This window comes from Paraburkholderia sp. BR10937, from assembly GCF_040965695.1.
Lineage (GTDB): Bacteria > Pseudomonadota > Gammaproteobacteria > Burkholderiales > Burkholderiaceae > Paraburkholderia.
In genome coordinates this window covers 162,496-188,858 of the sequence record NZ_JBFRCL010000010.1, presented here as the reverse complement: position 1 = coordinate 188,858, position 26,363 = coordinate 162,496, and the positions used below count along the sequence as shown (strand labels likewise).

Annotated in this window: 26 protein-coding genes; 13 read left to right on the top strand and 13 right to left on the bottom strand. The window is 65.7% G+C overall.

The window, feature by feature from the left end:
* On the bottom strand, nt 1–454 hold a 454-nt coding region (locus tag AB4Y44_RS11395), incomplete at its 3' end, for an ABC transporter permease (protein ID WP_368699570.1).
* Nucleotides 451–1,938 carry a sugar ABC transporter ATP-binding protein gene (locus AB4Y44_RS11390; RefSeq protein WP_368699569.1) on the bottom strand — a complete coding sequence of 496 codons (1,488 nt, stop codon included), beginning with the start codon at nt 1,936–1,938 and terminating at the stop codon, nt 451–453. The genes AB4Y44_RS11390 and AB4Y44_RS11395, both read right to left, overlap by 4 nt.
* 323 nt (nt 1,939–2,261) lie before the next feature.
* On the opposite strand from AB4Y44_RS11390, the gene AB4Y44_RS11385 reads away from it, so the two are divergent.
* The 6 genes from AB4Y44_RS11385 to AB4Y44_RS11360 all read left to right on the top strand — a co-directional run bounded on the left by AB4Y44_RS11385 (nt 2,262) and on the right by AB4Y44_RS11360 (nt 8,085).
* Complete coding sequence (locus AB4Y44_RS11385) at nt 2,262–3,506, top strand: acyl-CoA dehydrogenase family protein (protein ID WP_368699568.1); 1,245 nt, start codon at nt 2,262–2,264, stop codon at nt 3,504–3,506.
* A gap of 5 nt (nt 3,507–3,511) precedes the next feature.
* Complete coding sequence (locus AB4Y44_RS11380) at nt 3,512–4,930, top strand: LLM class flavin-dependent oxidoreductase (RefSeq protein WP_342922913.1); 1,419 nt, start codon at nt 3,512–3,514, stop codon at nt 4,928–4,930.
* A 126-nt stretch (nt 4,931–5,056) separates the two neighbouring features.
* Nucleotides 5,057–5,659 carry a nitroreductase family protein gene (locus AB4Y44_RS11375; RefSeq protein ID WP_368699567.1) on the top strand — a complete coding sequence of 201 codons (603 nt, stop codon included), beginning with the start codon at nt 5,057–5,059 and terminating at the stop codon, nt 5,657–5,659.
* A 197-nt stretch (nt 5,660–5,856) separates the two neighbouring features.
* The gene (locus AB4Y44_RS11370; RefSeq protein ID WP_368699566.1) at nt 5,857–6,636 is read left to right on the top strand and encodes an amino acid ABC transporter substrate-binding protein; all 780 of its coding nucleotides are present in this window, start codon (nt 5,857–5,859) and stop codon (nt 6,634–6,636) included.
* 13 nt (nt 6,637–6,649) lie between these two features.
* Nucleotides 6,650–7,327, top strand: coding sequence for an amino acid ABC transporter permease (locus tag AB4Y44_RS11365; RefSeq protein WP_342922916.1), 678 nt, complete (start codon nt 6,650–6,652; stop codon nt 7,325–7,327).
* On the top strand, nt 7,327–8,085 hold the full coding sequence (locus tag AB4Y44_RS11360; RefSeq protein WP_368699565.1) for an amino acid ABC transporter ATP-binding protein: 759 nt from the start codon (nt 7,327–7,329) through the stop codon (nt 8,083–8,085). Before AB4Y44_RS11365 ends, AB4Y44_RS11360 begins: the two co-directional genes overlap by 1 nt.
* A gap of 44 nt (nt 8,086–8,129) precedes the next feature.
* On the opposite strand, the gene AB4Y44_RS11355 is transcribed toward AB4Y44_RS11360, so the two are convergent.
* Both AB4Y44_RS11355 and AB4Y44_RS11350 read right to left on the bottom strand, forming a co-directional pair.
* Nucleotides 8,130–8,474: a DUF3088 domain-containing protein gene (locus tag AB4Y44_RS11355; RefSeq protein WP_342922918.1), complete on the bottom strand. Its 345-nt coding sequence runs from the start codon at nt 8,472–8,474 to the stop codon at nt 8,130–8,132.
* Between the two features lie 125 nt (nt 8,475–8,599).
* Nucleotides 8,600–9,922: an LLM class flavin-dependent oxidoreductase gene (locus tag AB4Y44_RS11350; protein ID WP_368699564.1), complete on the bottom strand. Its 1,323-nt coding sequence runs from the start codon at nt 9,920–9,922 to the stop codon at nt 8,600–8,602.
* Nucleotides 9,923–10,110: 188 nt separating this feature from the next.
* On the opposite strand from AB4Y44_RS11350, the gene AB4Y44_RS11345 reads away from it, so the two are divergent.
* Nucleotides 10,111–11,145 carry a sulfonate ABC transporter substrate-binding protein gene (locus AB4Y44_RS11345; protein WP_368699580.1) on the top strand — a complete coding sequence of 345 codons (1,035 nt, stop codon included), beginning with the start codon at nt 10,111–10,113 and terminating at the stop codon, nt 11,143–11,145.
* 87 nt (nt 11,146–11,232) lie between these two features.
* Here the strand turns inward: AB4Y44_RS11345 and groL are convergent, their stop codons facing one another.
* The 8 genes from groL to AB4Y44_RS11305 form a co-directional block, all read right to left on the bottom strand.
* Nucleotides 11,233–12,867 carry a chaperonin GroEL gene (groL, locus tag AB4Y44_RS11340; protein ID WP_342924051.1) on the bottom strand — a complete coding sequence of 545 codons (1,635 nt, stop codon included), beginning with the start codon at nt 12,865–12,867 and terminating at the stop codon, nt 11,233–11,235.
* 26 nt (nt 12,868–12,893) lie between these two features.
* On the bottom strand, nt 12,894–13,184 hold the full coding sequence (gene groES, locus AB4Y44_RS11335) for a co-chaperone GroES (protein ID WP_199124958.1): 291 nt from the start codon (nt 13,182–13,184) through the stop codon (nt 12,894–12,896).
* 235 nt (nt 13,185–13,419) lie between these two features.
* On the bottom strand, nt 13,420–15,414 hold the full coding sequence (locus AB4Y44_RS11330; RefSeq protein ID WP_368699563.1) for a family 2A encapsulin nanocompartment cargo protein cysteine desulfurase: 1,995 nt from the start codon (nt 15,412–15,414) through the stop codon (nt 13,420–13,422).
* A complete protein-coding gene (locus tag AB4Y44_RS11325) occupies nt 15,389–16,321 on the bottom strand; it encodes a family 2A encapsulin nanocompartment shell protein (protein ID WP_133188073.1) in 933 nt (310 codons plus the stop codon). Before AB4Y44_RS11325 ends, AB4Y44_RS11330 begins: the two co-directional genes overlap by 26 nt.
* Nucleotides 16,322–16,436: 115 nt before the next feature.
* A complete protein-coding gene (locus AB4Y44_RS11320; RefSeq protein WP_342924055.1) occupies nt 16,437–16,700 on the bottom strand; it encodes a helix-turn-helix transcriptional regulator in 264 nt (87 codons plus the stop codon).
* Nucleotides 16,700–17,662 carry a serine O-acetyltransferase EpsC gene (epsC, locus tag AB4Y44_RS11315; protein WP_069266825.1) on the bottom strand — a complete coding sequence of 321 codons (963 nt, stop codon included), beginning with the start codon at nt 17,660–17,662 and terminating at the stop codon, nt 16,700–16,702. The genes AB4Y44_RS11320 and epsC overlap by 1 nt, the downstream gene beginning before the upstream one ends.
* Nucleotides 17,663–17,707: 45 nt before the next feature.
* Nucleotides 17,708–18,175: a rhodanese-like domain-containing protein gene (locus tag AB4Y44_RS11310; RefSeq protein ID WP_342924048.1), complete on the bottom strand. Its 468-nt coding sequence runs from the start codon at nt 18,173–18,175 to the stop codon at nt 17,708–17,710.
* Nucleotides 18,176–18,348: 173 nt separating this feature from the next.
* Nucleotides 18,349–18,567, bottom strand: coding sequence for a hypothetical protein (locus tag AB4Y44_RS11305; protein WP_342924047.1), 219 nt, complete (start codon nt 18,565–18,567; stop codon nt 18,349–18,351).
* A gap of 381 nt (nt 18,568–18,948) precedes the next feature.
* On the opposite strand from AB4Y44_RS11305, the gene AB4Y44_RS11300 reads away from it, so the two are divergent.
* The 6 genes from AB4Y44_RS11300 to AB4Y44_RS11275 all read left to right on the top strand — a co-directional run bounded on the left by AB4Y44_RS11300 (nt 18,949) and on the right by AB4Y44_RS11275 (nt 25,365).
* Nucleotides 18,949–19,986 (top strand): ABC transporter substrate-binding protein, encoded by a 1,038-nt coding sequence (locus AB4Y44_RS11300; RefSeq protein ID WP_069266828.1) that lies wholly within the window; start codon nt 18,949–18,951, stop codon nt 19,984–19,986.
* Between the two features lie 4 nt (nt 19,987–19,990).
* Nucleotides 19,991–21,091, top strand: a complete 1,101-nt coding sequence (locus tag AB4Y44_RS11295) for an ABC transporter permease (protein ID WP_368699562.1) — start codon at nt 19,991–19,993, stop codon at nt 21,089–21,091.
* Nucleotides 21,085–21,897 (top strand): ABC transporter ATP-binding protein, encoded by an 813-nt coding sequence (locus tag AB4Y44_RS11290; RefSeq protein WP_368699561.1) that lies wholly within the window; start codon nt 21,085–21,087, stop codon nt 21,895–21,897. The genes AB4Y44_RS11295 and AB4Y44_RS11290 overlap by 7 nt, the downstream gene beginning before the upstream one ends.
* 32 nt (nt 21,898–21,929) lie before the next feature.
* Entirely contained in the window at nt 21,930–23,141 is a 1,212-nt protein-coding gene (locus AB4Y44_RS11285; RefSeq protein WP_368699560.1) for a cytochrome c, read from the top strand.
* Between the two features lie 297 nt (nt 23,142–23,438).
* On the top strand, nt 23,439–24,650 hold the full coding sequence (locus AB4Y44_RS11280) for an acyl-CoA dehydrogenase family protein (RefSeq protein WP_342924043.1): 1,212 nt from the start codon (nt 23,439–23,441) through the stop codon (nt 24,648–24,650).
* Between the two features lie 64 nt (nt 24,651–24,714).
* Nucleotides 24,715–25,365, top strand: a complete 651-nt coding sequence (locus AB4Y44_RS11275) for a peroxidase-related enzyme (RefSeq protein WP_342924042.1) — start codon at nt 24,715–24,717, stop codon at nt 25,363–25,365.
* A 60-nt stretch (nt 25,366–25,425) separates the two neighbouring features.
* Here AB4Y44_RS11275 and AB4Y44_RS11270 read toward each other — a convergent pair whose 3' ends face one another.
* Complete coding sequence (locus tag AB4Y44_RS11270; RefSeq protein ID WP_342924041.1) at nt 25,426–26,337, bottom strand: LysR family transcriptional regulator; 912 nt, start codon at nt 26,335–26,337, stop codon at nt 25,426–25,428.
* Nucleotides 26,338–26,363: the final 26 nt, after the last annotated feature.

The following is a 26,363-nucleotide window of genomic DNA, read 5'->3' as shown; positions in this document are numbered from 1 at the left end:
CAAGCAGGAAGAGCGTGCCGAGCGTCGCGAGCTGGTCCGGTACATGCAGGCGCGTGATCAGCAACCCGTTGAAGAGCCCTGCCGCCACGCCCAGCGCGAGGCACGCGAGCACGGCTTCCCAGCCGCTGCCGTGCCAGACCACGAGCACATAGCTCGCGGCCATCTGCGCCGAGGCGGCGACGCTGCCCACGGAAAGATCGAAGCCGCCCGCGGCGAGCGTGATCGTCACGCCGATGCCGAGCAGCGCCACGATCGAGACGGCCTGCAAGATGCTGAACAGGTTCGCGACGTTCAGAAACGCAGGCTCGCGTACCGTGAAGATGACGCCGAGCGCGACGAGCACGAGCAGCAGGCCGCCGCGTTCGAGCGCGACGAAAAGGCTGTGCCGGCGCCGCCGGGTCGTGTCGCGCGCTAAAGACTCGTCCGATGCTGCCGTGGGTGTGATGGATCTCATGAGTGGGCTGATAAGAGGGGTTCCGCTACGGCTGCGCGTTCGACTGTGCCGCGGTCGAACATGACGATGCGGTCGGCGACTTCATACGCCTCTTCGAGGTCGCTGACGAAAACGAGCGTCGCGCGCGAAGCGGCGCGCTCGCGCAAAGCGGCGGCGATATCGGCCCGTGCGCCCGCATCGACGCCCTGGAACGGCTCGTCGAGCAGCAGCAGCCGGGCCGGCTCGGCGTGCCAGCGCGCCAGCAGCACCTTTTGCTGGTTGCCGCCCGAAAGTCGCGCGACGCGATCGCCGGGACCCGAGCAGCGAATGCCGAATGTCTGGATGGCGTCTTGCGCCTGCGCGGCTTCGCGATTGCGAGGCAGGCCGACGCCGCGCTGCCAGCGGGACAGAAACGGAAAACTGATCGTGCCGGCGATCGATGCGAACGCAACGGTGTCGGGAAAGAGTGACGTGCGCCACCGGTCTTCGCCGGCGAGGAATACGCCCGCGCGGATCGCGTCGGTTGGCGAGCGCGGGGCCCAGGCGCTGCCGTAAAGGCGCATCTCGCCCGTAGCCGCGCGCAACGCGCCAAATATCACCTGGGCAAGCCTCGACTTCCCCGCACCGACCGGGCCGACGATCGCGACGATCTCGCCTTGCTGCACGGCGAGATCGAACGCATCGCCATGCGCCGTGAGGCGCAGGCCGTGCAGCCGCAATGCAGGGTCCGCGCCCGCCTGGCCGGTGCGCGGCACTGCTCGCGCCTGCGGCAGGGCGCGGCCGATCATCGCTTCCAGCGCCGCGTCAAAATCGATGGGCGCGTTCTGTTCGTCCACAATGCGGCCGTCACGGAGCACCGCCACGCGCGAAGCCAGTCTTCGCAGGTCGCCGAGCCGATGCGAGACGAGCAGCACCGCCACGCCCTCCGCGCGCAAGTCATCCACTAGCGCATGGAGCCGTGCGGCCTCGCTTGTGGAAAGGCTGGCCGTGGGCTCGTCGAGAATCAGCAGCCGCGGGCGCGAAGCCAGCGCACGCGCGATCACCACGCGCTGCTGGCCGGCGAGAGAAAGCGAACCGAGCGGTGCCGTGAGATCGGCTTCGAGCCCCACGCGCGCGGCCAGCGCGGCTGCACGGGTGTAGCGGGAGGCACGCGGCGTCCACCAGCGCGCTCCGCCGCCGCAAAGTTCGTCGAGCAGAAGATTGTCGGCAATGGACAGCGCAGGCACCACCGCGTCGGCAATGCTCTGATGCACGGTCGCCACGCCCAGACGCTTCGCCGCCTGGGGCGAACCCGGCGCATAGGCGTCTTCGCCGAGCGTGAGCGTGCCTTCGTCCTGCGCATTCACGCCGCTCAGGATCTTGACGAAGGTCGATTTCCCGGCGCCGTTCGCGCCCATCAGCGCAACGACCTCGCCGGCGCGGATGGAAAAGTTCAGCCGCGACAACGCGAGCGTCGCGCCAAAACGCTTCGTGATCGAGTGGGCAATCAGAATCGGAGCGGACATCGATGGGTTAGCCGGTTGGAGATCGCTAGCGGACACTGCTGCCCATCGTAGCGAGGCGGGGGAGAGAGCCCAACGAAGCGATGCTCATATTCATGCGTCCGCATTTGATAAAGCGCCGTACAGAAAGCGCCCTGACAGCAACAGGGCGTATCCGCTGCCGCAACAGCCGATTCGACGACATTGCGAATAACGCGCCGGAGCAAATCGGGCAAGCCTATATCGATTCATCAATCCGTTATTGGAGCCGCTGCGCGCGGGTTTCTATACTTTTCTTCTTCGCTGCGCGGTGCGCATTCTCTCCACCCCCAACCGAGAAAGAACGCATGAATGTCCCCCGATCCCATGACGCGCTCTCGCAAGGCGCCGACTACGAAACCCTTGCCGCCCGCTTCCGCCCGATCTTCACGGAGATCGCCCGCGGAGCCGCCGAACGCGAGCGCTCGCGCACGCTGCCGCATGACGCGATTGCCGCGCTCAAGCAAGCGGGCTTCGGCGCCGTGCGCATTCCGGTGCGTAACGGTGGCGCGGGCGCTTCGATCGCGCAGTTGGCGCAACTGCTCATCGAGCTTGCCGCTGCGGACTCGAACCTGCCGCAGGCGCTGCGCGGCCACTTCGCCTTCGTCGAGGACTGGCTGAACGTGCCTGCCGGCGCGGACCAGCGCGCATGGTTCGATCGCTTCGTGAGCGGCCAGCTTGTCGGCAATGCGTGGACCGAGGCTGGCGACGTCGCGCTCGGCCAGATCGACACAAAGGTCGCGCGCCGCGACGGCGGCTTCGTGCTCAACGGTTCGAAGTACTACAGCACCGGCAGCCTCTACGCGGACTGGATCGATGTGTTCGCGCAGCGCGAAGAAGACGGCAGCGACGTGATCGTGGCCGTGGCGACCGACCAGCCCGGCGTGCTTCGCGAAGACGACTGGGACGGCTTCGGCCAGACGACCACGGGTAGCGGCACCACGCTGTTCCGCGACGCCGCGGTCGAGGGACGCAACATCATCGACTTCAACCGCCGCTTCAAATATCAGACCGCGTTCTATCAGCTCTTTCACGTCGCCACGCTCGCAGGAATTGCCGAGGCGGCGAGGCGCGACGCCGCCACCCTCGTGCGCAACCGCAAGCGTATCTACAGCCACGGCAACGCGCCGCGTGTGAGTGACGACGCGCAGATCCAGCAGGTGATCGGCGAGATCGCCTCGTGGGCCTATGGTGCAAAAGCCGTTGCGCTGCAGACTGGAGAAGCCGCGCAGCGCGCCTACGAGGCGCGCTTCGAAGGTGACGACGAGGCCGAGCGCGCGGCAAACGTGGAAGCCGAAATCGCTTCGGCGCAGGCCCAGATCGTCGCCTCCGAATTCGCGCTGCGCGCGGCGACGCATCTGTTCGATGCACTCGGCGCGTCTGCCATCCGCGCCGGCCACGCGCTCGACCGCCATTGGCGCAATGCACGCGCGGTGTCGTCGCACAATCCACTCGTCTACAAGGCGAAGACCGTGGGCGACTGGACCATCAACGGCACCGAGCCACCCTTTCTCTGGCAAATCGGCAACGGACCGGAACGCGGGAGCAAGTGAACATCATGAGCAAAACCATCCACCTGAACGCCTTTGAGATGAACTGCGTGGGCCACCAGTCGCCAGGCCTCTGGACTCACCCGCGCGATCGCTCGTGGCAGTACAAGGATCTCGTTTACTGGACCGACCTCGCGAAGATACTCGAGCGCGGTGTGTTCGACGCGATCTTCATCGCAGATGTAATCGGCTACTACGACGTCTACAAAGGAAGTAACTATCACGCGCTTCATCAGGCGGCGCAGATTCCGGTCAACGACCCCCTGCAACTCGCCGCGCCCATCGCGATGGTGACGTCGCATTTAGGCATTGGCATCACGGCGTCCACGAGCTTCGAGCACCCCTACACGTTCGCGCGCCGTCTCTCCACGGCCGACCATCACACGCAGGGGCGCCTCGCGTGGAACATCGTGACGTCGTATCTCGAGAGCGGCGCGAAGAACATCGGGCAAGGCGGCCTGCGCGACCATAACAACCGCTACGAAGTCGCGACGGAATACGTCGAGGTGCTCTACAAGCTGTTCGAAGGAAGCTGGGAAGACGGCGCCGTGGTGCGCGACCGGGACCGGCGCGTGTTCACGCACCCCGAGAAAGTGCACGAAATCGGCCACAATGGAAAGTACTTCGAAGTGCCAGGTTATCACCTTTGCGAGCCTTCTCCGCAGCGCACGCCTGTGTTGTTTCAGGCGGGCGCATCGGGCCCCGGCAAGACGTTCGCCGCGCAGCACGCCGAATGTGTGTTCGTCGCGGCGCTCACAAAAAACCTGCTGCGCGACTACGTGGCGGACGTGCGCCGTCAGGCGGCGCTCGCCGGGCGTGATGCGAACAAGCTGCTGATCTACAACCTCGTCACCGTGATCGTCGACGAGACCGATGCCAAGGCGCAGGCGCGCTTCGAGGAGTATCAGCGCCACGTCTCCTACGACGGTTCGCTCGTCTTCATGTCCGGCTGGACCGGCATCGACTTCGGGCAGTACCTGCCCACCGACACGGTCAAGCGCGTGCAAACGAATGCGATCCACTCGGCTGTCGAACATCTCTCGGGTGGTGACACGACCTGGACCATCGAAGCGCTGGCGAAGTGGGGCGGCGTCGGCGGAATGGGGCCGGTATTCGTCGGCTCCCCCACGACGATTGCCGACATCCTCCAGGAGTGGGTGGAAGAGACCGGCGTGGACGGATTCAATCTGGCATACGCGCTCGCGCATGAGACCTTCGAGCATGTCGTCGAATATCTCGTGCCCGAACTGCAGCGGCGCGGCGTGTACCCGCGCGACTATGCGCCGGGCACCTTGCGCGAAAAGCTCTTCGGCGGCGGTGCACGATTGCCCGACGAGCATCCGGCGGCGCGCTATCGCGACATCGAGCGAGTGAAGCGCGAATCGGCCCTGGGGAGGGGCGAAGTGGTTCCCGCCCCGGCTGCGTAAATAAACATAAGCAACCCAAAACAAATGCGTTAGCCGGAAAGAGGCGCGATTCTATACTCGTCGCAACGAGGGCCCGCGCACGCGCACGGGCTGCTCTTTCCTTGCGCCCATCCACAGGACATACCCATGACGACCTCGAATCAACGCACCGCCGACCACGCGATCGATCGACAGTTCCTCGACCGCTGGTCGCCGAGGGCCTTCACGGACGACACGCTGCCACAAGCCACGCTGCTCACGTTTCTCGAAGCGGCGCGCTGGGCGCCCTCTTCGTACAATTCCCAGCCCTGGCGTTTCGTCTATGCCCGCAGAGGTACGGCGCACTGGTCGAACTTCCTCGGCTTTCTGAACGAATTCAACCGTGGTTGGGCCCAACATGCCGCCGCCATCGTGATCGTCCTGTCAAAGAAAACTTTCGTGCGGCCGGGCGCAAAGGATCCCGTTGCTTCGCTCACGCATTCGTTCGACAGCGGTGCCGCGTGGGCACAACTTGGACTTCAGGCCAGCCTGTCCGGCTGGAAGGCGCACGGACTGGCAGGAATCGAGCGCGAGCGGATTCGCTCTGAACTCGCGATACCGGACGACTATGCCATCGAAGCGGCCCTCGCGATCGGCCGCGCGGGCGACCCCGCACAGTTGAATGAGGCGCTGCGCGCCCGCGAACTACCGAACGGACGCCTGCCGTTGGCCGCGATTTCCGCGGAAGGCGCGTTCGCGTTCACCGAATGACCCCCGATCGGCGCGCTCTGGCGCGCTGATCTCAGCTTTCCCGCGCGGCGCATCCGTCGCTGCGACATATCCGTCGTTATATTCCACCAGAGCATATGCATAGCGAATGTGTCTGGTTTGCAGGCAGACACGCCGACAGTAGAATCCGTCGACTCACTGATGCCGCCAACGAAACTCTCATTACGAATATTTCAATCATGAAAGCCATCCGCTCCGCTCTTTTCGCCACTCTGCTGTCGGTCGTCGCCGCGGCGCCGGCCCTCGCTGGCGACGAACTTGCGCAGGTCAAGTCGTCCGGTGTGTTGCGTGTCGGCACCGAAGGCACTTACGCGCCGTTCACCTACCATGACGAAACCGGCAAGCTGACCGGCTTCGACGTCGATATCGCCACGGCCATCGCACAACGGCTTGGTGTGAAGCCGCAGTTCGTCGAAGGCAAATGGGACGGCCTGATCGCGGGCCTCGACGTCAACCGCTACGACGCCGTGATCAACGAAGTTTCGATCACCGACGCACGCAAGGCCAAGTACGATTTTTCGAAGCCGTATATCTCGACGCACGCCGTGCTGATCGTGCGCTCGGACAACACGACCATCCATTCCTTCGACGACCTGAAGGGCAAGAAGTCGGCCAACACGCTGACCAGCAACTTCGGCAAGCTCGCCGCGTCGCACGGTGCTGACGTCGTGCCGGTTCAAGGCTTCAACGAATCGATCGATCTGCTGACGTCGGGCCGCGTGGACGCCACCGTCAACGACGCGCTTTCGTTCCTCGACTTCCAGAAGCACAAGCCGGACGCGAAGCTCAAGATTGCCGCCATCGACGCGTCTTCCGCTGACGACCAGTCGGGCGTGCTGCTGCGCAAGGGCAACCCGGACCTGGTCGCGGCCGTCGACAAGGCGCTCGCCGATATCAAGGCCGACGGCACCTACGCGAAGATCTCGCAGAAGTATTTCGGCAAAGACGTTTCGCAATAAGGCGGACTGAACGATGCCGGCATGGCTGCATTTGATGGCGCAATCGTTGTGGCCATTGCTCTACGCGGGACTGGTCTTTTCCGTCCCGCTCACACTGGCTTCGTTTGCGATCGGCATGGCGCTCGCGTTCTGCGCGGCGCTCATTCGCCTCTTCGGGCAACGCTGGGCCGTCGCGGCCGTGCGTTTCTATATCTGGCTCTTTCGCGGCTCGCCACTGCTCGTGCAGCTATTCGTCATCTTCTACGGGCTGCCCAACGTGGGCATCGTGCTCGATCCGTTGACGGCAGCCATCATCGGCTTTTCACTCAATGTGGGCGCTTATAACGCGGAAGTCATTCGTGGCGTGATCGAATCGATTCCGCGCGGTCAGTGGGAAGCCGCCTATTCGATGAACATGACGCGCGCGCAGGCGCTGCGCCGCGCCATCCTGCCGCAAGCGATTCGCGTGGCGTTGCCCGCGCTCTCGAACTCGTTCATCTCGCTCGTGAAGGACACGTCCCTCGCGGCCGTGCTGACCGTGCCGGAAATCTTCCAGGCTGCACAACGCATCGCGGCCGTGACCTACGAACCCCTCATTCTCTATACCGAGGCCGCACTGATCTATCTCGTGTTCAGCTCCGTGCTCTCGCAGGCTCAAGGGCGTCTCGAAGCGCGCTATGGCCGCCATGCCCTGTTCCAGGCGGGGCGCTGATGATCCACATCGAGAAACTCCACAAGTCATTCGGGGACCACGAGGTGCTCGCGGCCATCGACCTCACGCTCAAGGCCGGCAGCGTCACGGCGCTGATCGGACCGTCCGGCAGCGGCAAGAGCACGCTGCTACGCTGCATCAATCTACTCGAAGTGCCTGACTCCGGCACGCTGAGCGTGGGCGATGCCCGCCTCGAATTCAGCCGCGGCCGGCTGCTCTCCCACGCCGAAATCGCCTCGGTGCGCCGGCATACCGGCATGGTGTTCCAGAACTTCCAGTTGTTCCCGCACCTGAGCGTGATCGAGAACGTGATGGAAGGCCTCGTCACGGTCCTCAAATGGGAGAGCGAGCGAGCCCGTGAGCGCGCCGCCGCGCTGCTTGCGAAAGTGGGAATTGCCCAGAAGGCGGACGCATGGCCCTCCACGCTTTCGGGTGGCCAGCAGCAACGCGTGGCGATAGCGCGCGCACTCGCGCCCTCGCCCCAGGTGCTGCTCTGCGACGAGCCGACTTCGGCGCTCGATCCCGAGCTTTCCGCCGAAGTGGTCGACGTGCTGAGGCAGCTTGCGCTGGAAGGCACGACCATGCTGATGGCGACGCATGATTTACGGCTCGCGGCTTCTGTCGCGCACGACGCCGTTTTCCTCAAGGATGGCGCGATCGTCGAGGCCGGTCCGTCGCATGCACTCTTCGCACACCCGCGCGATGCGCGCACGGTGCGCTTCGTCTCCACGCTCACGCAGGCGCTGCCCTCGTTCTAGGCAAATGCAGGCGGCGTCGCCCGACGCCGCCTGTTCGTACCGCCTCAGTGCACCTTGGGAAAACCGTGCCGCTCGGCGAGCAGCGCGAGAATGCGCTTCGTGTCGGTCACGAAGTGACGGCCGTTCAGCGTTTCCACGCCCTCAGGAACGGGATGCTCGTCGCCCAGCACGAGTACGGGCAACCCCTGATGCGCCTCGTCGAGCACGTCGATCACGGCTGCCCGCGGGCGCGCGAACGGCAGGCGTTGCACATCGAGCCGCGCGACGCGTTCGGGCTCGGACGCGAGCAGTCCTTCTATCGGCGCGCCGTCCGGACAGATGAAACGCTCGCCAGGACGCGCGGGATCGGTGAAGCCAGGTTCCAGCAACAGCAGCAGGTCTCGAGTCATGGCGGAAGACGCTCCGTGATTGAATTAAGGACACACGGGGATTGTCGTGCGCGACCGCTGCCGCCGCCACGAATGAATCGATCCAACAATATTCGCGCCGATGCTAAGCCACGTTTTCCATGACCTCAAAAGAACCGGTTCTCCGGCCTCGGCAGGCCAAGGTGCTCGCGCAGCGTATTGCCCTCGTACTCGCGACGGAAAATACCGCGCCGCTGCAACTCGGGCACGACCTTCTCCACGAAGTCGTCGAGGCCTGCGGGAAGATACGGGAACATCACGTTAAAGCCGTCGCTGCCCGCTTCCACCAGCCATTGCTCCATCTCGTCCGCGATCGAATGGGGCGTGCCCACCATTTGCAGGCCGGAGTATCCGCCCACACGCTGCGCGAGCTGGCGAATCGTCAAGCCCTCGTCGCGCGCCCAGTCCACTACGCGCTGCCGCGCCGAACGGCTTGCGTTGCTCTCCGGAATCTCGGGCAACGGGCCGTCGGGATCGAAACCGGAGACGTCGTGACCGAGCGCGATCGATAGCGAGGCAATGCCGCTGTCGTAGTGCACGAAGCTGTCCAGGCGCTCGCGCTTCTCGCGCGCCTCTTCCAGCGAATCGCCAACCACGACGAACGCGCCGGGCAGGATCTTCAGATGATCGGGATCGCGGCCAACCTTTTCCATCCGCGCTTTCACATCGGCATAAAAGCGTTTGCCGGCTTCGAGATTCGGCTGCGCGGTGAAGACCGCCTCGGCCGTTTCGGCCGCGAGCTGCCGCCCGGCCTCCGACGATCCGGCCTGCACCACCACCGGCCAGCCCTGCGGCGGCCGCGCGATATTGAGCGGCCCACGTACGGAATAGTAGTCACCCTTGTGCGCGAGCACATGGAGCTTCGACGGATCGAAATATTCGCCGCTCTCCAGGTCGCGCACGAAAGCGTCGTCGGCCCAACTGTCCCAGAGGCCCGTCACGACGTCGTAGAACTCGCGTGCGCGGCGATAACGTTCGTCGTGCTCCACGTGTTCCTCGAGGCCGAAATTGAGCGCCGCGTCCGGATTCGAGGTCGTCACGAGGTTCCAGCCCGCGCGGCCGCCGCTCAAATGGTCCAGCGAGGCGAAGCGGCGCGCGACATGGTACGGCGTGTCGAACGTCGTCGAAGCCGTCGCGACGAGGCCGATCTTCTCCGTCACGGCGGCAAGCGCCGAGAGCAAGGTGAACGGTTCGAACGAGGTGGCGGTGTGGCTGCGCTTGAGCGCGTTGACCGGCATGTTCAAGACGGCCAGGTGATCGGCCATGAAGAACGCGTCGAAACGCGCACGCTCGAGCGTCTGCGCAAAGCGCTTCAGATGAGCGAAGTTGAAATTCGCGTCGGGGTATGCACCGGGGTAACGCCACGCCCCCGTGTGCAGGCTGACGGGGCGCATGAATGCGCCGAGATGCAACTGTCGATTTCGGTTCATCGCTTCGGCCACCGGAAAACGAAATTCACAACATACTCCGGATCGGCAAAATCCGCTGAGGGCGCCAGCGCAGATAAGCATCTGACAATATCTTGGTTGTGCCGATGTTGAAACAGATTAAGGTGAGAGGCGGATCGCCGCGCAAGCGCGGCAGTTTCAACGTGGACATTTAAATGGGCAACGGCACGATGTCGAACGACAACTACGAGAATCACAATGAACACACGGCAAAAAGCGCGCGCCGCAAGCTATTGAAGCTCGCTGCGGGGACCGCGACGGCCGCCGCGCTGCGTGGCGCAACGGGGCTCGCGAGCGCCGCCGCGTTGGCGCTTCAAAGTGGCGCGGCACGCGCGGGCGACGGCAAGGTCCTGCGCATCGGTTTCCAGAAGTACGGCAACTTCGTGGTGCTGAAGGCCCAGCGCACGCTGGAGAAGCGGCTCGCGCCGCTGGGCTTCACCGTGCAATGGCTCGAGTTTCCCGGCGGCCCGCAGTTGCTGGAAGGGCTTGCCGCCGGCGCGGTGGATGTCGGCACCGTGGGTGAAACGCCGCCCATCTTTGCGCAGGCCGGCGGTGTGGATTTCGTCTACATTGCAAGCGAGCCGCCCGCGCCGCAGGGTGAGGCCATCGTCGTGCACGAAGATTCGCCGATCCGCACGCCCGCCGACCTGCGCGGCAGGCGCGTTGCGTTCAACAAAGGCTCGAACGTGCACTATCTGCTCGTCAAGGCGCTGCAGAAAGCCAACCTCAAGTACGAAGACATCCAACCCGTCTATCTCGCTCCCGCCGATGCGCGCGCCGCATTCACAAGCGGCAGCGTAGACGCGTGGGTGATCTGGGACCCCTATCTCGCGGCGATCGAACGCCAGGCGAAAGTGCGTTCGATCGCGAACGGTGAAAACCTCGTTCGCAATACGCAGTACTACATAGCAAGTCGCAACTTCGCGACCGCGCATGCGGCTGTCCTGCATGCGGTCGTGGAGGAAATCGGCGCCGTGGACACCTGGGCGCGCGACAACGTTCCGACCGTTGCGGCTCAACTGTCACCGCTTGTCGGCCTCGACGCGCCGACGCTCGAACTCGCCCTCAAGCGCGCGAGCTACGGCGTGCAGCCCATCGACGCGGCCACGCTCGCCTACCAGCAGCAAATCGCCGATACGTTCTCCGAACTCAAGCTGATCCCGAAGAAGCTCGTGGTCGTCGATGCGCGCTGGCAATCCGCCTGAGCGCGCTAACGCCCGGTTGCCGAAACATGCCAGCCGCGCCTGGCGTCACGCCAGGGCGGCCTTCCCGCTCAGCCCAGCAAGCCCGGCCTAGAAGCCGAGATCGGCGCCGCCAGGGCCACCCACTGGCGACTGCGCCGCCGGGGCTTTAGGCGCCTCATGCACCGTGGCATCGGTCGTGAGCAGCAGCCCCGCCACCGAAGCCGCGTTTTGCAGCGCCGTGCGCGTGACCTTGGTCGGATCGAGCACGCCCTTTTCGACGAGATCGCCATATTCGCCGGTCGCCGCGTCGTAACCGAAGTTGCCCGTGCCTTCCGCGACCTTCGCCGCCACCACGCTCGCTTCTTCGCCCGCGTTGCTCACGATCTGGCGCAGCGGCTCTTCTAGCGCGCGCAGCACGATCTTCACGCCCGCCGTCTGGTCGGCGTTCTTACCCTTCAGGTCGAGGATCGCCTGACGCACGCGGATCAGCGCCACGCCGCCACCCGGCACGATGCCCTCTTCCACGGCCGCGCGCGTGGCATGCAGCGCATCGTCCACCCGGTCCTTCTTTTCCTTCACCTCGATCTCGGTGGCGCCGCCCACCTTGATGACGGCCACGCCACCCGCGAGCTTCGCCACGCGCTCCTGCAGCTTTTCGCGGTCGTAGTCGGAGGTCGCTTCCTCGATCTGCACGCGAATCTGCTTCACGCGCGCCTCGATGGCGCCCGCTTCGCCCGCGCCGTCAATCACCGTGGTGTTTTCCTTGCCCACCTCGATGCGCTTGGCCTGGCCCAGCTCCTGGAGCGTGGCCTTCTCGAGCGTGAGGCCCGTTTCCTCGGCGACCACCTGGCCGCCCGTGAGGATCGCGATGTCTTCGAGCAGCGCCTTGCGGCGGTCGCCGAAACCCGGCGCCTTCACGGCCACCGTCTTCAGCACGCCGCGAATGTTGTTGACGACGAGCGTGGCGAGCGCCTCGCCCTCGATATCCTCGGCGATCAGCAGCAGGGGGCGCCCTGCCTTCGCCACCTGTTCGAGCAGCGGCAGCAGGTCGCGAATGTTCGAGATCTTCTTGTCGTGCAGGAGGATGAACGGATTGTCGAGTTCGGCGACCTGCTTGTCCGGGTTATTGATGAAGTACGGCGAGAGATAGCCGCGATCGAACTGCAGGCCCTCCACGACGTCGAGTTCGTCGGCGAGCGACTTGCCGTCTTCCACGGTGATCACGCCTTCCTTGCCCACGCGATCGATCGCCTCGGCAATGCGCTGGCCGATCGACTCCTCGCCGTTGGCCGAAATCGTCGCGACCTGCGCAATCTCCTTGCTCGTCGTGGTGGGCTTGCTGATCTTCTTCAGTTCTTCAACGGCGGCCACCACGGCCTTGTCGATGCCGCGCTTCAGGTCGAGGGGGTTGAGCCCCGCCGCCACGTACTTCTGCCCCTCGCGCACGATCGCCTGCGCAAGCACGGTGGCGGTCGTGGTGCCGTCGCCCGCTGCGTCGCTCGTTTTCGAGGCGACTTCCTTCACGACCTGCGCGCCGATGTTCTGGAGCTTGTCGGCCAGTTCGATCTCCCTGGCGACCGAAACGCCGTCCTTGGTCACGACGGGCGCGCCGAAGCTGCGTTCGAGCACGACGTTTCGGCCCTTCGGGCCGAGCGTGACCTTGACGGCGTCGGCGAGCAGGTTCACGCCTTCGATGAGTTTGGTGCGGGCGATATCGCCGAATACGATGTCTTTGGCTGCCATGATGACGTGCTCTCTCAGGTTCTCGCTTATTGATTGACGACTGCGACGATGTCTTCTTCGCGCAGCACGAGGAGTTCGTTGCCGTCGACCTTCACGGTCTGGCCCGCGTATTTGCCGAACAGCACGCGGTCGCCCACGTTCAGGTCCGGCGCAATGCGGCGGCCGTCGTTGTCGCGGCGGCCCGGCCCCACGGCCAGCACTTCGCCCTGGTCGGGCTTTTCGGCAGCGCTATCGGGAATGACGATGCCCGACGCGGTGCGGGTTTCCTGGTCGAGTCGTTTGACGATCACGCGATCGTGCAGTGGGCGCAGGCTCATAGGTGGCTTCCTTGCGGTTATCTCTCGGTTATTCGCGGTGAAACTGGCACTCGCCTCGTGCGAGTGCTGATGGAAAACCGAGTATAAAAAGCCGACGCGCGCCGCTCCAATAACGGATTGGCAGATCGATATCTCACGAACGGGCTTATCGATATCGCGCGGAAGTGGAAAACGGAACGGGAGAGAGGAAAAGAGGAAGCGGAGCGGCGTCAGGCAACGCCGCTCCGGGGTCGTGTTACTGCCGCGGCGCCAGACCGCGAACGACCGACACGAGCGCATCGACTTCCTCGCACGTGTTGTAGAACGCGAGCGAGGGCCGCACAGTGGCTTCCAGACCGAAACGGCGCAGTATGGGCTGGGCGCAATGATGCCCCGCGCGCACCGCAATGCCTTCGCGGCCCAGCGCCTGCCCCACCTCTTCGGTGCTGTAGCCCTTCAGCACGAACGACAGCACGCTCGCCTTGTCGCGGGCCGTGCCCACGAGGCGCACGCCCGGCACCGGGGCGAGCACGCTCGTTGCGTAGGCAAGCAGATCATGCTCGTAACGCGCAATGGTCTCGATGCCAACGCGGCTCACATAGTCCAGCGCGGCGCCCAGCCCCACCGCATCGGCGATATTGCCGGTGCCCGCCTCGAAGCGCGACGGCGGCGGCTGGAACACCGTCCGCTCGAACGTCACGTCCTGGATCATGTTGCCGCCGCCCTGCCATGGCGGCATGTTTTCCAGCACCTCGCGCTTGCCGTACATCACGCCGATACCGGTCGGCCCATAGATCTTGTGGCCCGAGAACACGAAGAAGTCCGCATCGAGCGCCTGCACGTCCACGCGCATGTGCGAAATCGACTGCGCGCCGTCGACCAGCGCCTTCGCGCCCGCACGATGCGCAAGCTCCACGATCTCGTCCACCGGCACGACCGTGCCCAGCGCGTTCGACACCTGCGTGACCGAGACGATCTTCGTGCGGTCGTTGAGCAGCTTGCGGTACTCGTCCAGCAGCACCTGGCCTGAATCGTCGACCGGAATGACGCGCAGCCTGGCGCCCTTGAGCGCGGCGAGCTGCTGCCACGGCACGATGTTCGCGTGGTGCTCGAGATGCGAGACGATGATCTCGTCGCCCTCGCCCACGTTCTGCACGCCCCAGGTCTTCGCGATCAGGTTGATCGCCTCGGTCGTGCCGCGCACGAACACGATCTCTTCGGGCGACGATGCATTGATGAAGCGCTGCACCGTCTTGCGCGCATGCTCGTACGCGTCGGTCGCTCTTGCCGCGAGCGTGTGCGCCGCGCGGTGAATGTTCGAGTTCTCGTGCGCGTAGAAGTACGCGAGGCGATCGATCACGGCCTGCGGCTTGTGCGTCGTCGCGGCGTTGTCGAACCACACCAACGGCTTGCCGTTCACGCGCTCCTGGAGGATCGGGAAGTCGCGGCGCACCGCATTGACATCGAAAGGCGGATGCGCGCCGCGCAACGGCACGCCCGGGCTCCCGCCTGGCGCTGCCGCACGTTCGTCGAGAAAGTATCGCGCGGGGCCGCCGTTTGCATCGTAGTCCGGATCATTGAGCGTCAGCAAGCCGCGCAGCGCATCGTCGCCCGGCAAGCCGAACGCTTCGGGAGAGGCGAGCCCGCGCACCGGCACCTCGATATCGCGCGCCGTATCGCGCCAGCCGTTGCCCGCCGTTTCCGTGAAGTAGAACGGCGAACGCTCGCTCGTCGTGGCTCGCACGGGCTCGGGCGGCTCGGACACGGCGTACGCTTGCGGCACGCCAAGCAGCGCACCGCCCGCGCGCGGCTCCAGCGCCGGCGCGACCGTCACCGCGTTGTCGGGCAGCCCGTTCGCCGCCGCCGCATGCGGCGCGAGCGCGGGTACGCGATTGCCGAGCGAAAGCACGTGCGTGGGCGCGGAAGGCGCGAGATTCAAGCCCGGCGCCTTGCCTTGCGGCGGCGCGAAGCCCGGCACGCCTGTGCCGATGCCGCCCGGACCCGCGAGCGGCGAGCCCGCCGGCGCCGGATTGCTGACCGAGGCGAGTATCGGCGCGGCCGCGGGCAAGGCGGACGGCACGCCGCCTACCGCACCGCTGCCGGCCGCGATGCCAGGCGCGCCTGCGCCGCCCGGCAACGTGCTGAAGAACTCGTTGGCGAGCCGCGCGAGCGTGGCGGGATCCGGCAGTCCGCCCGGCAACGGCGGATGCGCGATCTCCGTTGGCTTAGCGGTAGGTGTCAGGGTAGTCATGGTACTTGCCGATTTCCACGTCATCGAGCACAGCCAGCGCATCCGGCGAATGAACCGCCAGCGAGCAGTAAAGCGAGATCAGATACGACGCGATCGCCTGGTTGTTGATGCCCATGAAGCGCACCGACAGCCCCGGCCCCTGCTCTCCCGCCACGCCCGGTTGATACAGGCCCACCACGCCCTGACGCTTGTCGCCCACGCGCAGCAGCAGGATCTTGGTCTTGCCGTCGGCAACTGGCACCTTGTCCGAAGGAATCAGCGGAATGCCGCGCCACGTAAGGAACTGCGAACCGAACAGGCTGACCGTAGGCGGCGGCACGCCGCGCCGCGTGCATTCGCGGCCGAATGCGGCAATCGCGAGCGGATGGGTAAGGAAGAACGCGGGCTCTTTCCAGACCTTCGTGAGCAGTTCGTCGAGGTCGTCGGGCGTGGGCGCGCCGGTCAGCGGAAAAATGCGCTGGTCTTCCTCGACGTTCGCCAGAAGGCCGTAGTCGGGATTGTTGATGAGCTGGCTTTCCTGCAACTCCTTGATCGTTTCGATCGTGAGGCGCAGTTGCTCCTTGATCTGGTCGTGCGGGCTGCTGTACAGGTCGGAAATCCGCGTGTGTACGTCGAGCACCGTGCTCACCGCGTTGAGGAAGTATTCGCGCGGCTGCTCTTCGTAAGGCACGAATGTCGTGGGCAGCGTGCCTTCGTCCTCACGCGCCGTGCAGGCGGCACGCACTGCTTCGGGATCCTTAACGCGGTTCAGACGATAAATACCGGCTTCGACCGGCACCCATTGCAGCAGGTGCGTAAGCCAGCGCGGCGTGATCGTGGAAAGCTGCGGGACGGTTTTGGTGGCATTCGCCAGTTGCCGCGCGGCGTTATCGCCAAGCGCGGTCTGGCCGCTCTGAATCGAGGACATGAACGAGGGCTCCGGTTACTTATAACGAAAACTGCTTTGCTTATGACGACGGCCGATTATCAGGAGCCAAGGCAGCCGGATCAACCGGCTATAGGCGGCAGCGTGCGGGGAAGACTCAGGGAGACAAGGTGCTGCCGGGAAGCGAGATGGCGCTCGGTGCGCCCGCGGTCTCACCCGCAAGCAGCTCCGCGATACCCACGCCGAAAGCCAGTGCAAGCTTTTCGACGGTGACGATCGAGGCGATGGCCGTGCCCCGCTCGATTTCGCCGACGTAGGTGCGGTTAAGTCCCGCATGCTCGGCGAGCCGCTCCTGCGACCAGGCCTGCGCCTCGCGCAGGCGGCGCACCGTGGCGCCGAAGTCATGGACGATGGCGCTCATCATGCCGCGCCCGTTGCGATTGCATCCGGGGCGGCGGTGCCGGGGCGTTCATGCGCCGGCGCGCGCACTTCGTGCCGGGAAATCGCCTGGGTGATATGCGCCCCCGCCGGCACGCTTTCGGTCAGCCAGACATTGCCGCCAATCACCGCGCCGCGCCCGAGCGTGACACGCCCGAGTATCGTCGCGCCCGCGTAAATGACGACCTCGTCCTCGACAATGGGATGACGCGGCAGCCCTTTCTCGAGATTGCCAGCCGCGTCGCGGGGAAAGCGTTTTGCGCCGAGCGTCACGGCCTGGTACACGCGCACGCGCTCGCCAATGATCGCGGTTTCGCCGATCACGACGCCCGTGCCGTGATCGATGAAGAACGCACTGCCGATCTGCGCGCCCGGATGAATGTCGATGCCGGTGGCCGCATGCGCCAGCTCCGAGATGATGCGCGCGAGCAGGGGCAAACCGAGCCGGTAGAGTTCGTGCGCGAGCCGGTGGTGAATCATCGCCAGCACGCCCGGATAGCAGAGCAGCACCTCGTCGACGCTGCCCGCGGCCGGATCGCCGTTGAACGCCGCGAGCACGTCGCTGTCGAGCAATCCACGGATGACTGGCAGGCGCTGCGAGAACGCACGCACGGCGGCCAATGCGCGTGCATCGATTTCGCCGTGATCGGCCTCCGCGTGGCGCGCCTTGTAGCGCAGTTCGAGCCTCGCCTGCGCCAGCAGTGCGTGCAGCGCGGCGTCGAGCGCATGGCCGACGTAGAAGTTCTCGCTTTCCTGGCGCAGGTCGGGCGGCCCGAGCCGCATCGGGAACAGCACGCCCTTGAGCGTTTCGACGACCTCGGCCAGCGCTTCGCGCGCGGGCAGGTCGCGCCCGCCCGGCTCCAGGGCGCGGCGCTGCAATTCCCGCCATTGCTGACGCACGCCCTGCAGCGCGTCGACGATTTCCGACACATGAAATACGGTCACGCCAGTTCTCTCTTCGTTATTCGTGGTGGGCGTGAGAAACAGGCTTTAATCCTGCACCCACGGTAAATCGTGAAAACGCCAGCCATTACGGCGCCCGCGCCGCCCGGCGTCGTCCAGGTCGCCTTCAAAGCCTTCGGTGACGTTGAACACATGGGTGAAGCCCGCCTTGGCCGCCGCCTCGGCGGCCTGTGCCGACCGGTTGCCGCTGCGGCACAGCAGGACGATCGCCGCGCTCTTGCCCGTCCTGGCCTCGAGTTCGCGCACGAAGCGCGGATTGCGCGTGAAGCTCGTGCCGGTGGCCCACGCCACATGCAACGTATCGGGCACGTGGCCAACGAACTTGCGCTCTTCGGCCGTGCGCACGTCCACGAGCACCGCTTCGCCCGCCTGATGGAGCGCCCAGGCTTGCTGCGGCGTCACGCTGCCCGCGTATGGCAGGCCGGCCGCCCGCGCGGCGCCGCGCGCCGCTTCCAGATCCGCGTGCAGCGGCTTTTCATGCAGTTCCACTGTCATCAGTGCCTCCTTAATGTGGACGGCAGCGCCCCGACCCTCGGAGCGCTGCCGCCTATAGCCATCAGGATTCCACTATGCGAGTGTGCCGCCGCAGTTCCAACCAATAAAAACTGATATGCAAATGGGCACCGGTGTCAGATGCAATCGTGCGAATTCGATCGCATGCGCCCTCGTCAACGTGACGCCGGCCTGCCGCGCTGGTCGATCCACAGTCGCGCCCAGCGCGAGGCGTACGCAATGGCGTGATCGGCCTCGAAGAAGTAATCGAGTGCGTCGAAAGTAAACGACGAACCGGGCGGCGACGACCAGTTTTCGATGGTCAGGTTCGCCGCGTAGAGTCCGCTCGGCAATGCGTGTGCGGACGCTTCGACTTCGTAGCCCTTATATCGCATGAAGGCTCCCGTAATGACAAACGCGGACACAAGCGCCCGCGGCACTTCATCGTGGTGCAAGAAGCGCGCGACGGCAAAGAAGCCTTTGGCGTTAGCAAATCAGCACGGGCATCACTTCGTCATCACGATGCACTTTGCCTGCATGGGCGGGAATATTCACGCTGAAACGTCCGATGACAAACGACAGCATATGGTTTGCGCAATTCATTATTTCGCGGCTAGCCAGATTCGGCATTACGCTGACATTCGATGTCGTTTTCCCATACTTACGTTATTTAATTAGGTTTACATACGATTCGATTAACGGCGACGCGTGCGCACGTATGCAGACCGCTCTCAACTCAAGTGCCCCTCCACTTCGATCCATACGGAGACCGATTCATGGCCGCATTGCACGGTTCCAGCCTCACCCCGCCCGCCCCGAACGGGCAACGCCGCAAATGGCTGCGCGCCGCCGGCGCGACCGCGCTGAGCGCGCCGGTTCTGACGCTCGGCCGCAAGGCATGGTCGGCGCCGGCGCTCAAGCCGTTCACCTTCGCGTGGGCGCCGAACGGCTTTTGCCTCACGCCCGTCGCCGTCGCGCAGGAACAGGGGTTCTTCGAAAAGAACGGACTGAAGGTCAATCTCGTGAGCTACGCCGGCTCGAACGACCAGTTGCTGCAAACGCTTTCCACCGGCAAGGCCGACGCTGCCGTCGGCATGATCCACCGCTGGCTCAAACCGCTGGAGGCGGGATTCGACGTCAAGATCATCAGCAGCGTGCATGGAGGATGCGTGCGCCTGATCGGCTCGAGCGCGGCGGGCGTCACGTCGCTCGCGGCGCTCAAAGGCAAGACCGTGGGGGTGAGCGACCTCGCCTCTCCGGGCAAGAACTTCTTCGCCATCCTCCTGCTCAAGCACGGCATCGACCCGGACCGCGACGTGAGCTGGCGCCAGTATCCCGCGGACCTGCTCGATGTCGCCGTGCAAAAGGGCGAGATCCAGGCCATCGCCGACGGCGACCCGAATCTCTATCTGCTGGAACGGCAACGTCCGGGCGCATACACGCATCTCGCCAGCAATCTTTCCGACGAATACGCGCACAAGGTCTGCTGCGTGATCGCCGCACGGGGCTCGCTCCTGCGCAGCGATCGCCCGACCGCTGCAGCGCTTGCGCGTGCGCTGATCCAGGCCACCGACTTCTCGCGCGAGAACCCGCGGGAAGCGGCGAAATCGTTCGCGAAGTACACGCCGAAGTTCGCCGAGGATGACCTTGTCAAGCTCTATTCGTCGCTCACCTACGATCACCATCCGACCAACGTCGATCTCCAGCAGGAGATCGCTTACTTCGCCGAGGACTTCAAGCGCGCCGGCGTGCTCAAGCCCACCACCGACCCGCAGCGCTTCGCCGCGGCCGTCTACACCAACGTACTGGGGTGACGCGATGACGACGCTCGAACAGGCTGCGCTGGCCCGCGCCGGCGCCAGCGACGCACTGGAGACCAGTGACGGGGCAGGCCAACCTTTCGCGAATGTCGACCTGCGGGGCCGCCGTTCTTCGGGGCAGCCAACCGTGTGGTACACCGGCCTCGCGGTGGCGGCGGCATGGGCCGTGTTCGGCGGCGTCACGCGCCTGTGGCCGAACCGCATCACCGGTTTTTCCGACTGGGCCTATACCGCCGAACTGGGCGCGGCCGCCTGGGCGATTGCGGCATGGCTCGCGCTGCTCGCGCTCGTGCTGCCCGCTCTGGAACGCAGCAGCGAGCGGCTGCGGCCCGCGCTGCGCGGCTTGAGAAAAGCGGGACCGTGGCTGATCGCGTTGCCCGTTGCGTTCACGCTCTGGGAGATCCTCACGGCGAAGACCGCGATCCTGCCTACGCCGTTCTTCGCACCGCCGCAGGCGCTCGTCGAGGTCTATCGCGACGACTGGGCGCGCCTCACCGATTGCGTGGTCCATTCGATCGGCCTGCTCGCCATAGGCTTTCTCTACGGCGGCGTGGTCGGATTCCTCATCGGCGTATCGATCGGCTGGTCGCGCGCCGTGGGCTACTGGGTGCACCCCGTCATGCGCGTGCTCGGCCCCGTGCCCGCCACGGCGCTGCTGCCGCTCGCATTCTATATCTTCCCGTCGAGCCGTTCCGCCGCCATCTTCCTGATCGCGCTCGCCACCGCGTTCCCCGTGACCGTGCTCACGTGGTCGGGAGTTGCGAGCGTGAACAAGGCGTATTACGACGTGGCCCGCACGCTCGGGGCAAGCCAGCGGTTCCTCGTGCTGCGCGTCGCCATTCCGGCTGCGCTGCCGCAGGTCTTCGTCGGCCTCTTCATGGGCCTGAGCGCCTCGTTCACGGTGCTCGTGACCGCAGAGATGATGGGCGTGAAATCCGGCCTCGGCTGGTACCTCACATGGGCGCAGGGGTGGGCGTCGTACTCGAACATGTACGCTGCGCTGCTCGTGATGGCTGTCCTGTTCTCGAGCCTCATCACCCTGCTCTTCCTCGTGCGCGATCGCACGCTCGTCTGGCAGAAAGGAACCGTCAAATGGTAAATGCCGCCGTGTCCCACGCCACGCCCTCGATTGCGCCCGAGTCGGCCATCCGGGGCGCGCAGATCACTGTCGAGCAGGTGAGCCACCGCTTCGACACGCCCAAGGGCCCGCTCGCGGTGCTCGACGACGTGACGCTCTCGGTCGCGCCGGGCGAATTCGTCGCGCTGCTGGGCCCAAGCGGGTGTGGAAAGTCCACGCTGCTGCGTCTCGTCGCGGGGCTCGAACCGGCGACGCAGGGCAGGCTTCTGCAAGACGGCGCGCCGATCGAGCGGCCCGATCCCTCGCGCGTCGTGGTGTTCCAGGACCCGACGCTCTACCCATGGCGGCGCGTGCGCGCGAACGTCGCGCTCGGGCTGCAGGCGCGCGGCGTGATCAAGCAGGAGCGCAAGCGTGTCGATGTCGAACTCGAACGCGTTGGCCTCACCGAATTCGCGGATGCCTTTCCGCACCAGCTTTCGGGCGGCATGTCGCAGCGTGTGGCGCTGGCCCGCGCGCTCGTCAACGATCCACGCCTGCTCGTGCTCGACGAGCCGCTCGGCAAGCTCGACTCGCTCACGCGTCTGGCAATGCAGAGCGAACTCGTGGAGCTCTGGCAGCGCGACCGTTTCTCAGCGCTGCTCGTCACCCATGATGTGGAAGAGGCGCTCTTTCTCGCCCAGCGTGTAATTGTGTTCAGCCCGCGGCCCGCGCGCGTCGCGGCCGAGCTGCATGTCAATCTGCCCTATCCGCGCCATCGCGGCGACCCGGCCTTCGCCGCGCTGCGCCGCGACGCCTTGCGCCACCTCGGCCTCGACGCGAGCTGGTAAGCGGTGCGGCACGCTTCACCCGAGGCGCAGCGATGAGCGAGCTGCTCTCCGGCAACGCCTGGCTCAACCCGTTTCTCGGCGCGCTGCAGGCTGCGCAGGTCGCACTCGGCAGTGTTGCGCACGCGCTCGGCGTCGCAGGCGACAGCCACGGCCAGCCCGCGTGGCCGTGGCCGAAACGGCTCGCCGTCGAGGTTCTGCTGATCGACGCGGGCGTCGCGCGCCGGCTCGCACTCGCGCTCGCCGCCACCGGCGGCGCACTGCTGCTCGCGGTCGCCGGCCTGTTCTGGCGCGGGCGGCGCATCGCGCTGTTCGCCGTGGCCGCACTCGCCGCCTGGTTCGCGCCGTGGCCCGACACCTCGCTGTGGCTCGCCGACGCCGTGCCCACCAGCTTCCAGACCACACCCTTCTCGGTCGAGGCGATCGCGCGTGGCGCTGCACACTATGCGCACGAGTGCGCGGCCTGCCACGGCGACACGGGCCGCGGCGACGGCCCGCGCGCCGCCACGCTCGTGCGCTGGCCGCCGACCGTCGTGGGCCCGCTGCTCGGTCATCGTCTGGACGGGGAATTGTTCTGGCGCGTGCTGCATGGCATGCACGCACGCGACGGCGCGCAATCGATGCCCGGATTCGAAGCACGCCTGTCCGATGCGCAAACGTGGGCCATTCTCGATTACCTGAAGGTGCTGGCCGCGGGCGGCGGCGCGCAGGACGGCGAAGGCTGGCCGGTGCCTGTGGCGCTGCCTGCACTAGACGTGCGCTGCGGCGACGCGCCGGCCGTGCCGCTGGCCAGTTGGCGCGCAGGACAGCGCGTGAGGGCCGTGGCCGTCGATGGGCCCGCGCCGCCTCTCGAAGATCCGCGCTGGCAAACGCTGCTGCTGTTCCGCGACGGCGCGTTGCCCGCGCCATCCGAAGCCGCGCGTTGGGCAGCGAATGGCGACGCCTCGTGTGTGGCCGTCTCCCCGGATGCGTGGAATGTGTTCGCGGGCATAGCGGGCGTGAATGCGCAAGCCTTCGCGGGCGCGCAGCTGATCGCCGATCGCGACGGCTGGCTGCGCGCCGAGGCGAAACCGGGCGACCCCGCATGGGCCAACGCGGCGCTGCTCTGCACAGCCGCCGGCGCGGGCGCAGAACGCGCTGAACGCGGCGGGCGCGTGAGCCGCGGGCGGTCCGATCCGCTCACTTCGCTACTGTTACGCATTGACGCGGAGCCGGTGCGTTACGTGAAGGGTGGCTACGTGCATTGATCGCGGCGCGGACAAACATCCCTTTCGTCGCGCACCTTCCGCTGCATCGAACAAATCGGAAAGGTAACGCGTATGATTCGGCATCCATATTATCTGACTTCGATATGCAAATCTCGATTTGATATTGGCCACGGCTCGCATCCCAAACCATAATGGCAACGAGCGGATGACACCGCCCGCGCGCTCCCGCAGTCCTGAAGCGCGACCTCTCAACCGTATCTGGATCGCTGCGGCTGCGGCCACTTCCGCCACACGGTGACGTGACCCGCGCTCGCGCCCCATGCAGGAGGTAACGTCTTGGGTACCGTACTGGAACAGCAAGCGCCGCAATCTTCGCTCACCCCGCAAGCGGGGTCGCCACTGCTCACCGAATCACTGCTGGAGCGCATCGGTGCCCGCGCGGCGCAGTACGACCGCGAGAACGCGTTCTTCGCAGAGGATCTGGCTGACCTCCACGCATCAGGCTTCCTGCGTGCAAGCGTACCGCGCCAGTTCGGCGGCCTTGGTTTCACGCTGCCGGCGCTATTGCGCGAACAGATCAGGCTCGCCTCCCGGGCGCCCGCCACGGCGCTCGCTCTCAACATGCATCTCTACTGGGCAGGCGCCGCCTTGCATCTGTGGCGGCGCGGCGATCATTCGGCCGACTGGATTCTGCGCGAGATCGGCGCGGGCAAGGTATTCGCCGCAGGCCATGGCGAGCCGGGCAACGATGCAGGCCTCGCGGACTCGACAGTACGCGCGACGCCGCTACCCGGCGGCGCCTGGCGCTTCGACGGCCACAAGATCTTCACGTCGCTCGCGCCCGCATGGGACTGGCTCGGCGTGCATGGACGCGACGATAGCGATCCGGCCAATCCGCGCATCGTGCACGCCTTCATTCGCCGGGACGCGGCGGGCCATCGCACCGAGCCCACGTGGGATGCGCTCGGATTGCGTGCGACGAGTAGTCACGACACGTGGCTCGAAGGCGTCGTTGCGCAGCCCGAGCACGTCACCCGCGTGCTGCCCGCGGGGCCGCCCGACGATCCATTCGTCGACGGCATTCTCGGCGCGGTACTACCGGGCCTTGGCGCGGTGTATTACGGCATTGCGAAGCGCGCTTTCGACCTTGCGCTCGATGCCGCACGATCGCGGCGTTCTCTCGCGCTGGGCGGCCAGACGTATGCGTTCAAGCCGCTCACGCAGGCCCACGTCGCGCAAGCCGCGATCGAACTGGAGAGCATCGAGGCGCTGCTCGAGCGCACCGCACAGCGCTGGTGGGACGGCTACGCACCTGGCGAACTGTGGCTCGCGCAACTCCTTGCGGCCAAGCAGCACGCCGTCGATGGCGCGCTGCGTGTGGTCAATCTCGCGTTGCAGGTGAGCGGCGCGGGTTCGCTCTCGCGCCGGCAAGAACTCGAACGGCTTTTCCGCGACGTGCGCGCCGGCGCGTTCCATCCGCCCAACGCCGACGCAACGCACGAGTTGATCGGCCAGCTATGGCTGGGCGTCCTCGGTCAGACCGCATAGCGCACGCATCTCAGCGATTCTTCGAAGATTACCGGCTCGCACGCAAAACATAAGGAGTCCTTTTATGTCTACTGCCGCATCTACTATCGATATCTCATCGCGTCGGGCGGATTTCGTTGCCGGTCACGACATCGCAAACGAGCCCGTCTCCCGGCTTGGCCTGCCCGAAGAATCGGCGCTGCCGCCGCATGCTGCCGGGCTCTTCGAGCGATTTCGGCGCCAATACGGCTTCGTGCCAAACTGGCTGGCCGCGCTGGCCGTCAACCCCGACACGGCGTGGCGGCTCGTGGCGTTCTACGAACATCTGTTCGACCCGCATCGCAGCCGCCTGACGGCCGCCGAGCGAGAACTGATCGCGGTCGTCACTTCCGCAGCCAACACGTGCAGCTATTGTGTGTTCAACCACACCCAGTCGCTCGCGACTGCGCTCGGCGACACCGTGCGCGCACAGCGCATCGCGCAAGGATGGCATCACGTGCGGCTGGATCCGAAGGAGGCGGCGCTCGCCGGGATTGCGGAGCAGCTCACGCGCGAACCCGGCCTCGTCGACGACAGCGCTTTGCAGCGGCTCCACGACCTCGGCTTCACGCGTGAGGCCGTCGTCGAGATCCTCGAAATATCCGCTTTCTTCAATTACGCGAATCGTCTGACGATCGCGCTCAATGTCGTGCCTGACGATCAGTTTTTCTCGGGACGAGACCGCGAGACCTCATAAGATTCGCGCCGTCGACCCGACCGCATAGCCGCTGCCGCCCGCCGCAGGCGCTACCGCCGCTCACGCCGCGCGTGCAAGCTTTGCCGACTTGAAGCTTTGCGCAATGCTTTGCGCCAGCACCGCGATAGCGGATTCCATCTTGCCAATGGCGCGTGAGCGAACGATCCGCACCGTGATTTCGGGCTTGAAGTCGCTCACCTGCACGACGTCCAGCAAATCGGCGTGCGCGCTCGCCACGACGAGCGGATACGGCACGACGCCGAGGCCCACGCCGTCCGCGACGAGCCCGAGCTGCAACTCGGTGCCGAGCGTTTCGAAATTCAGTTTGAGTGCGTGGCCTTGCGCGGCGAGCGCATGCTGCAGGCCGGCGCGAAAGCCGCAACCGTCCGGATTGAGCACCCAGCCGTACGACTGACATTCGGCGAGCGCCCAGGCGCGGCGCTTCAGCAGCCCCTTTTGCGCGACCACGGCGAGCTTGAGCGAGCTGAGCGATTCCGCCACCAGCGTTTCGGACAACGCGCGGTTCGCGGGCAACAGCACGACGGCCGCGTCGAGTTCACCGTCCTCCACTTTTTGCAGCAGCGGTGCGCCCCATCCCGTGGACACGCGCGCCTGCAACCCGGGATGCGCGTGACGCAGCGATTGCAGCGCGTCGAGCATCGCGATGTCCGCAACGGTTTGCGCCACGCCCACACGCAGCACGCCCGCAAGCGGCGCCCCGTCGTTCACGAGCTGCCGCAGAGCGTCGATCTCTCGCACGATGGCGCGACACTGGTCGTACACGGCGCGGCCCATCGGCGTCGTGCGCATGGGCTTGGTGTTGCGATCGAGCAGCGCCACGCCCAATGCTTCCTCGAAATTCTGGATGCGGCGAGTCACGGCGGGCTGCGTCAGTTCGAGCCGTTCGGCCGCGTGGCTCAGCGACTCGCTGCGTACCACGGCGACGAAGGCTTCGATCTCGTCGAGTGTCATGATGGTCCCGGTGTATTGATCGCGTA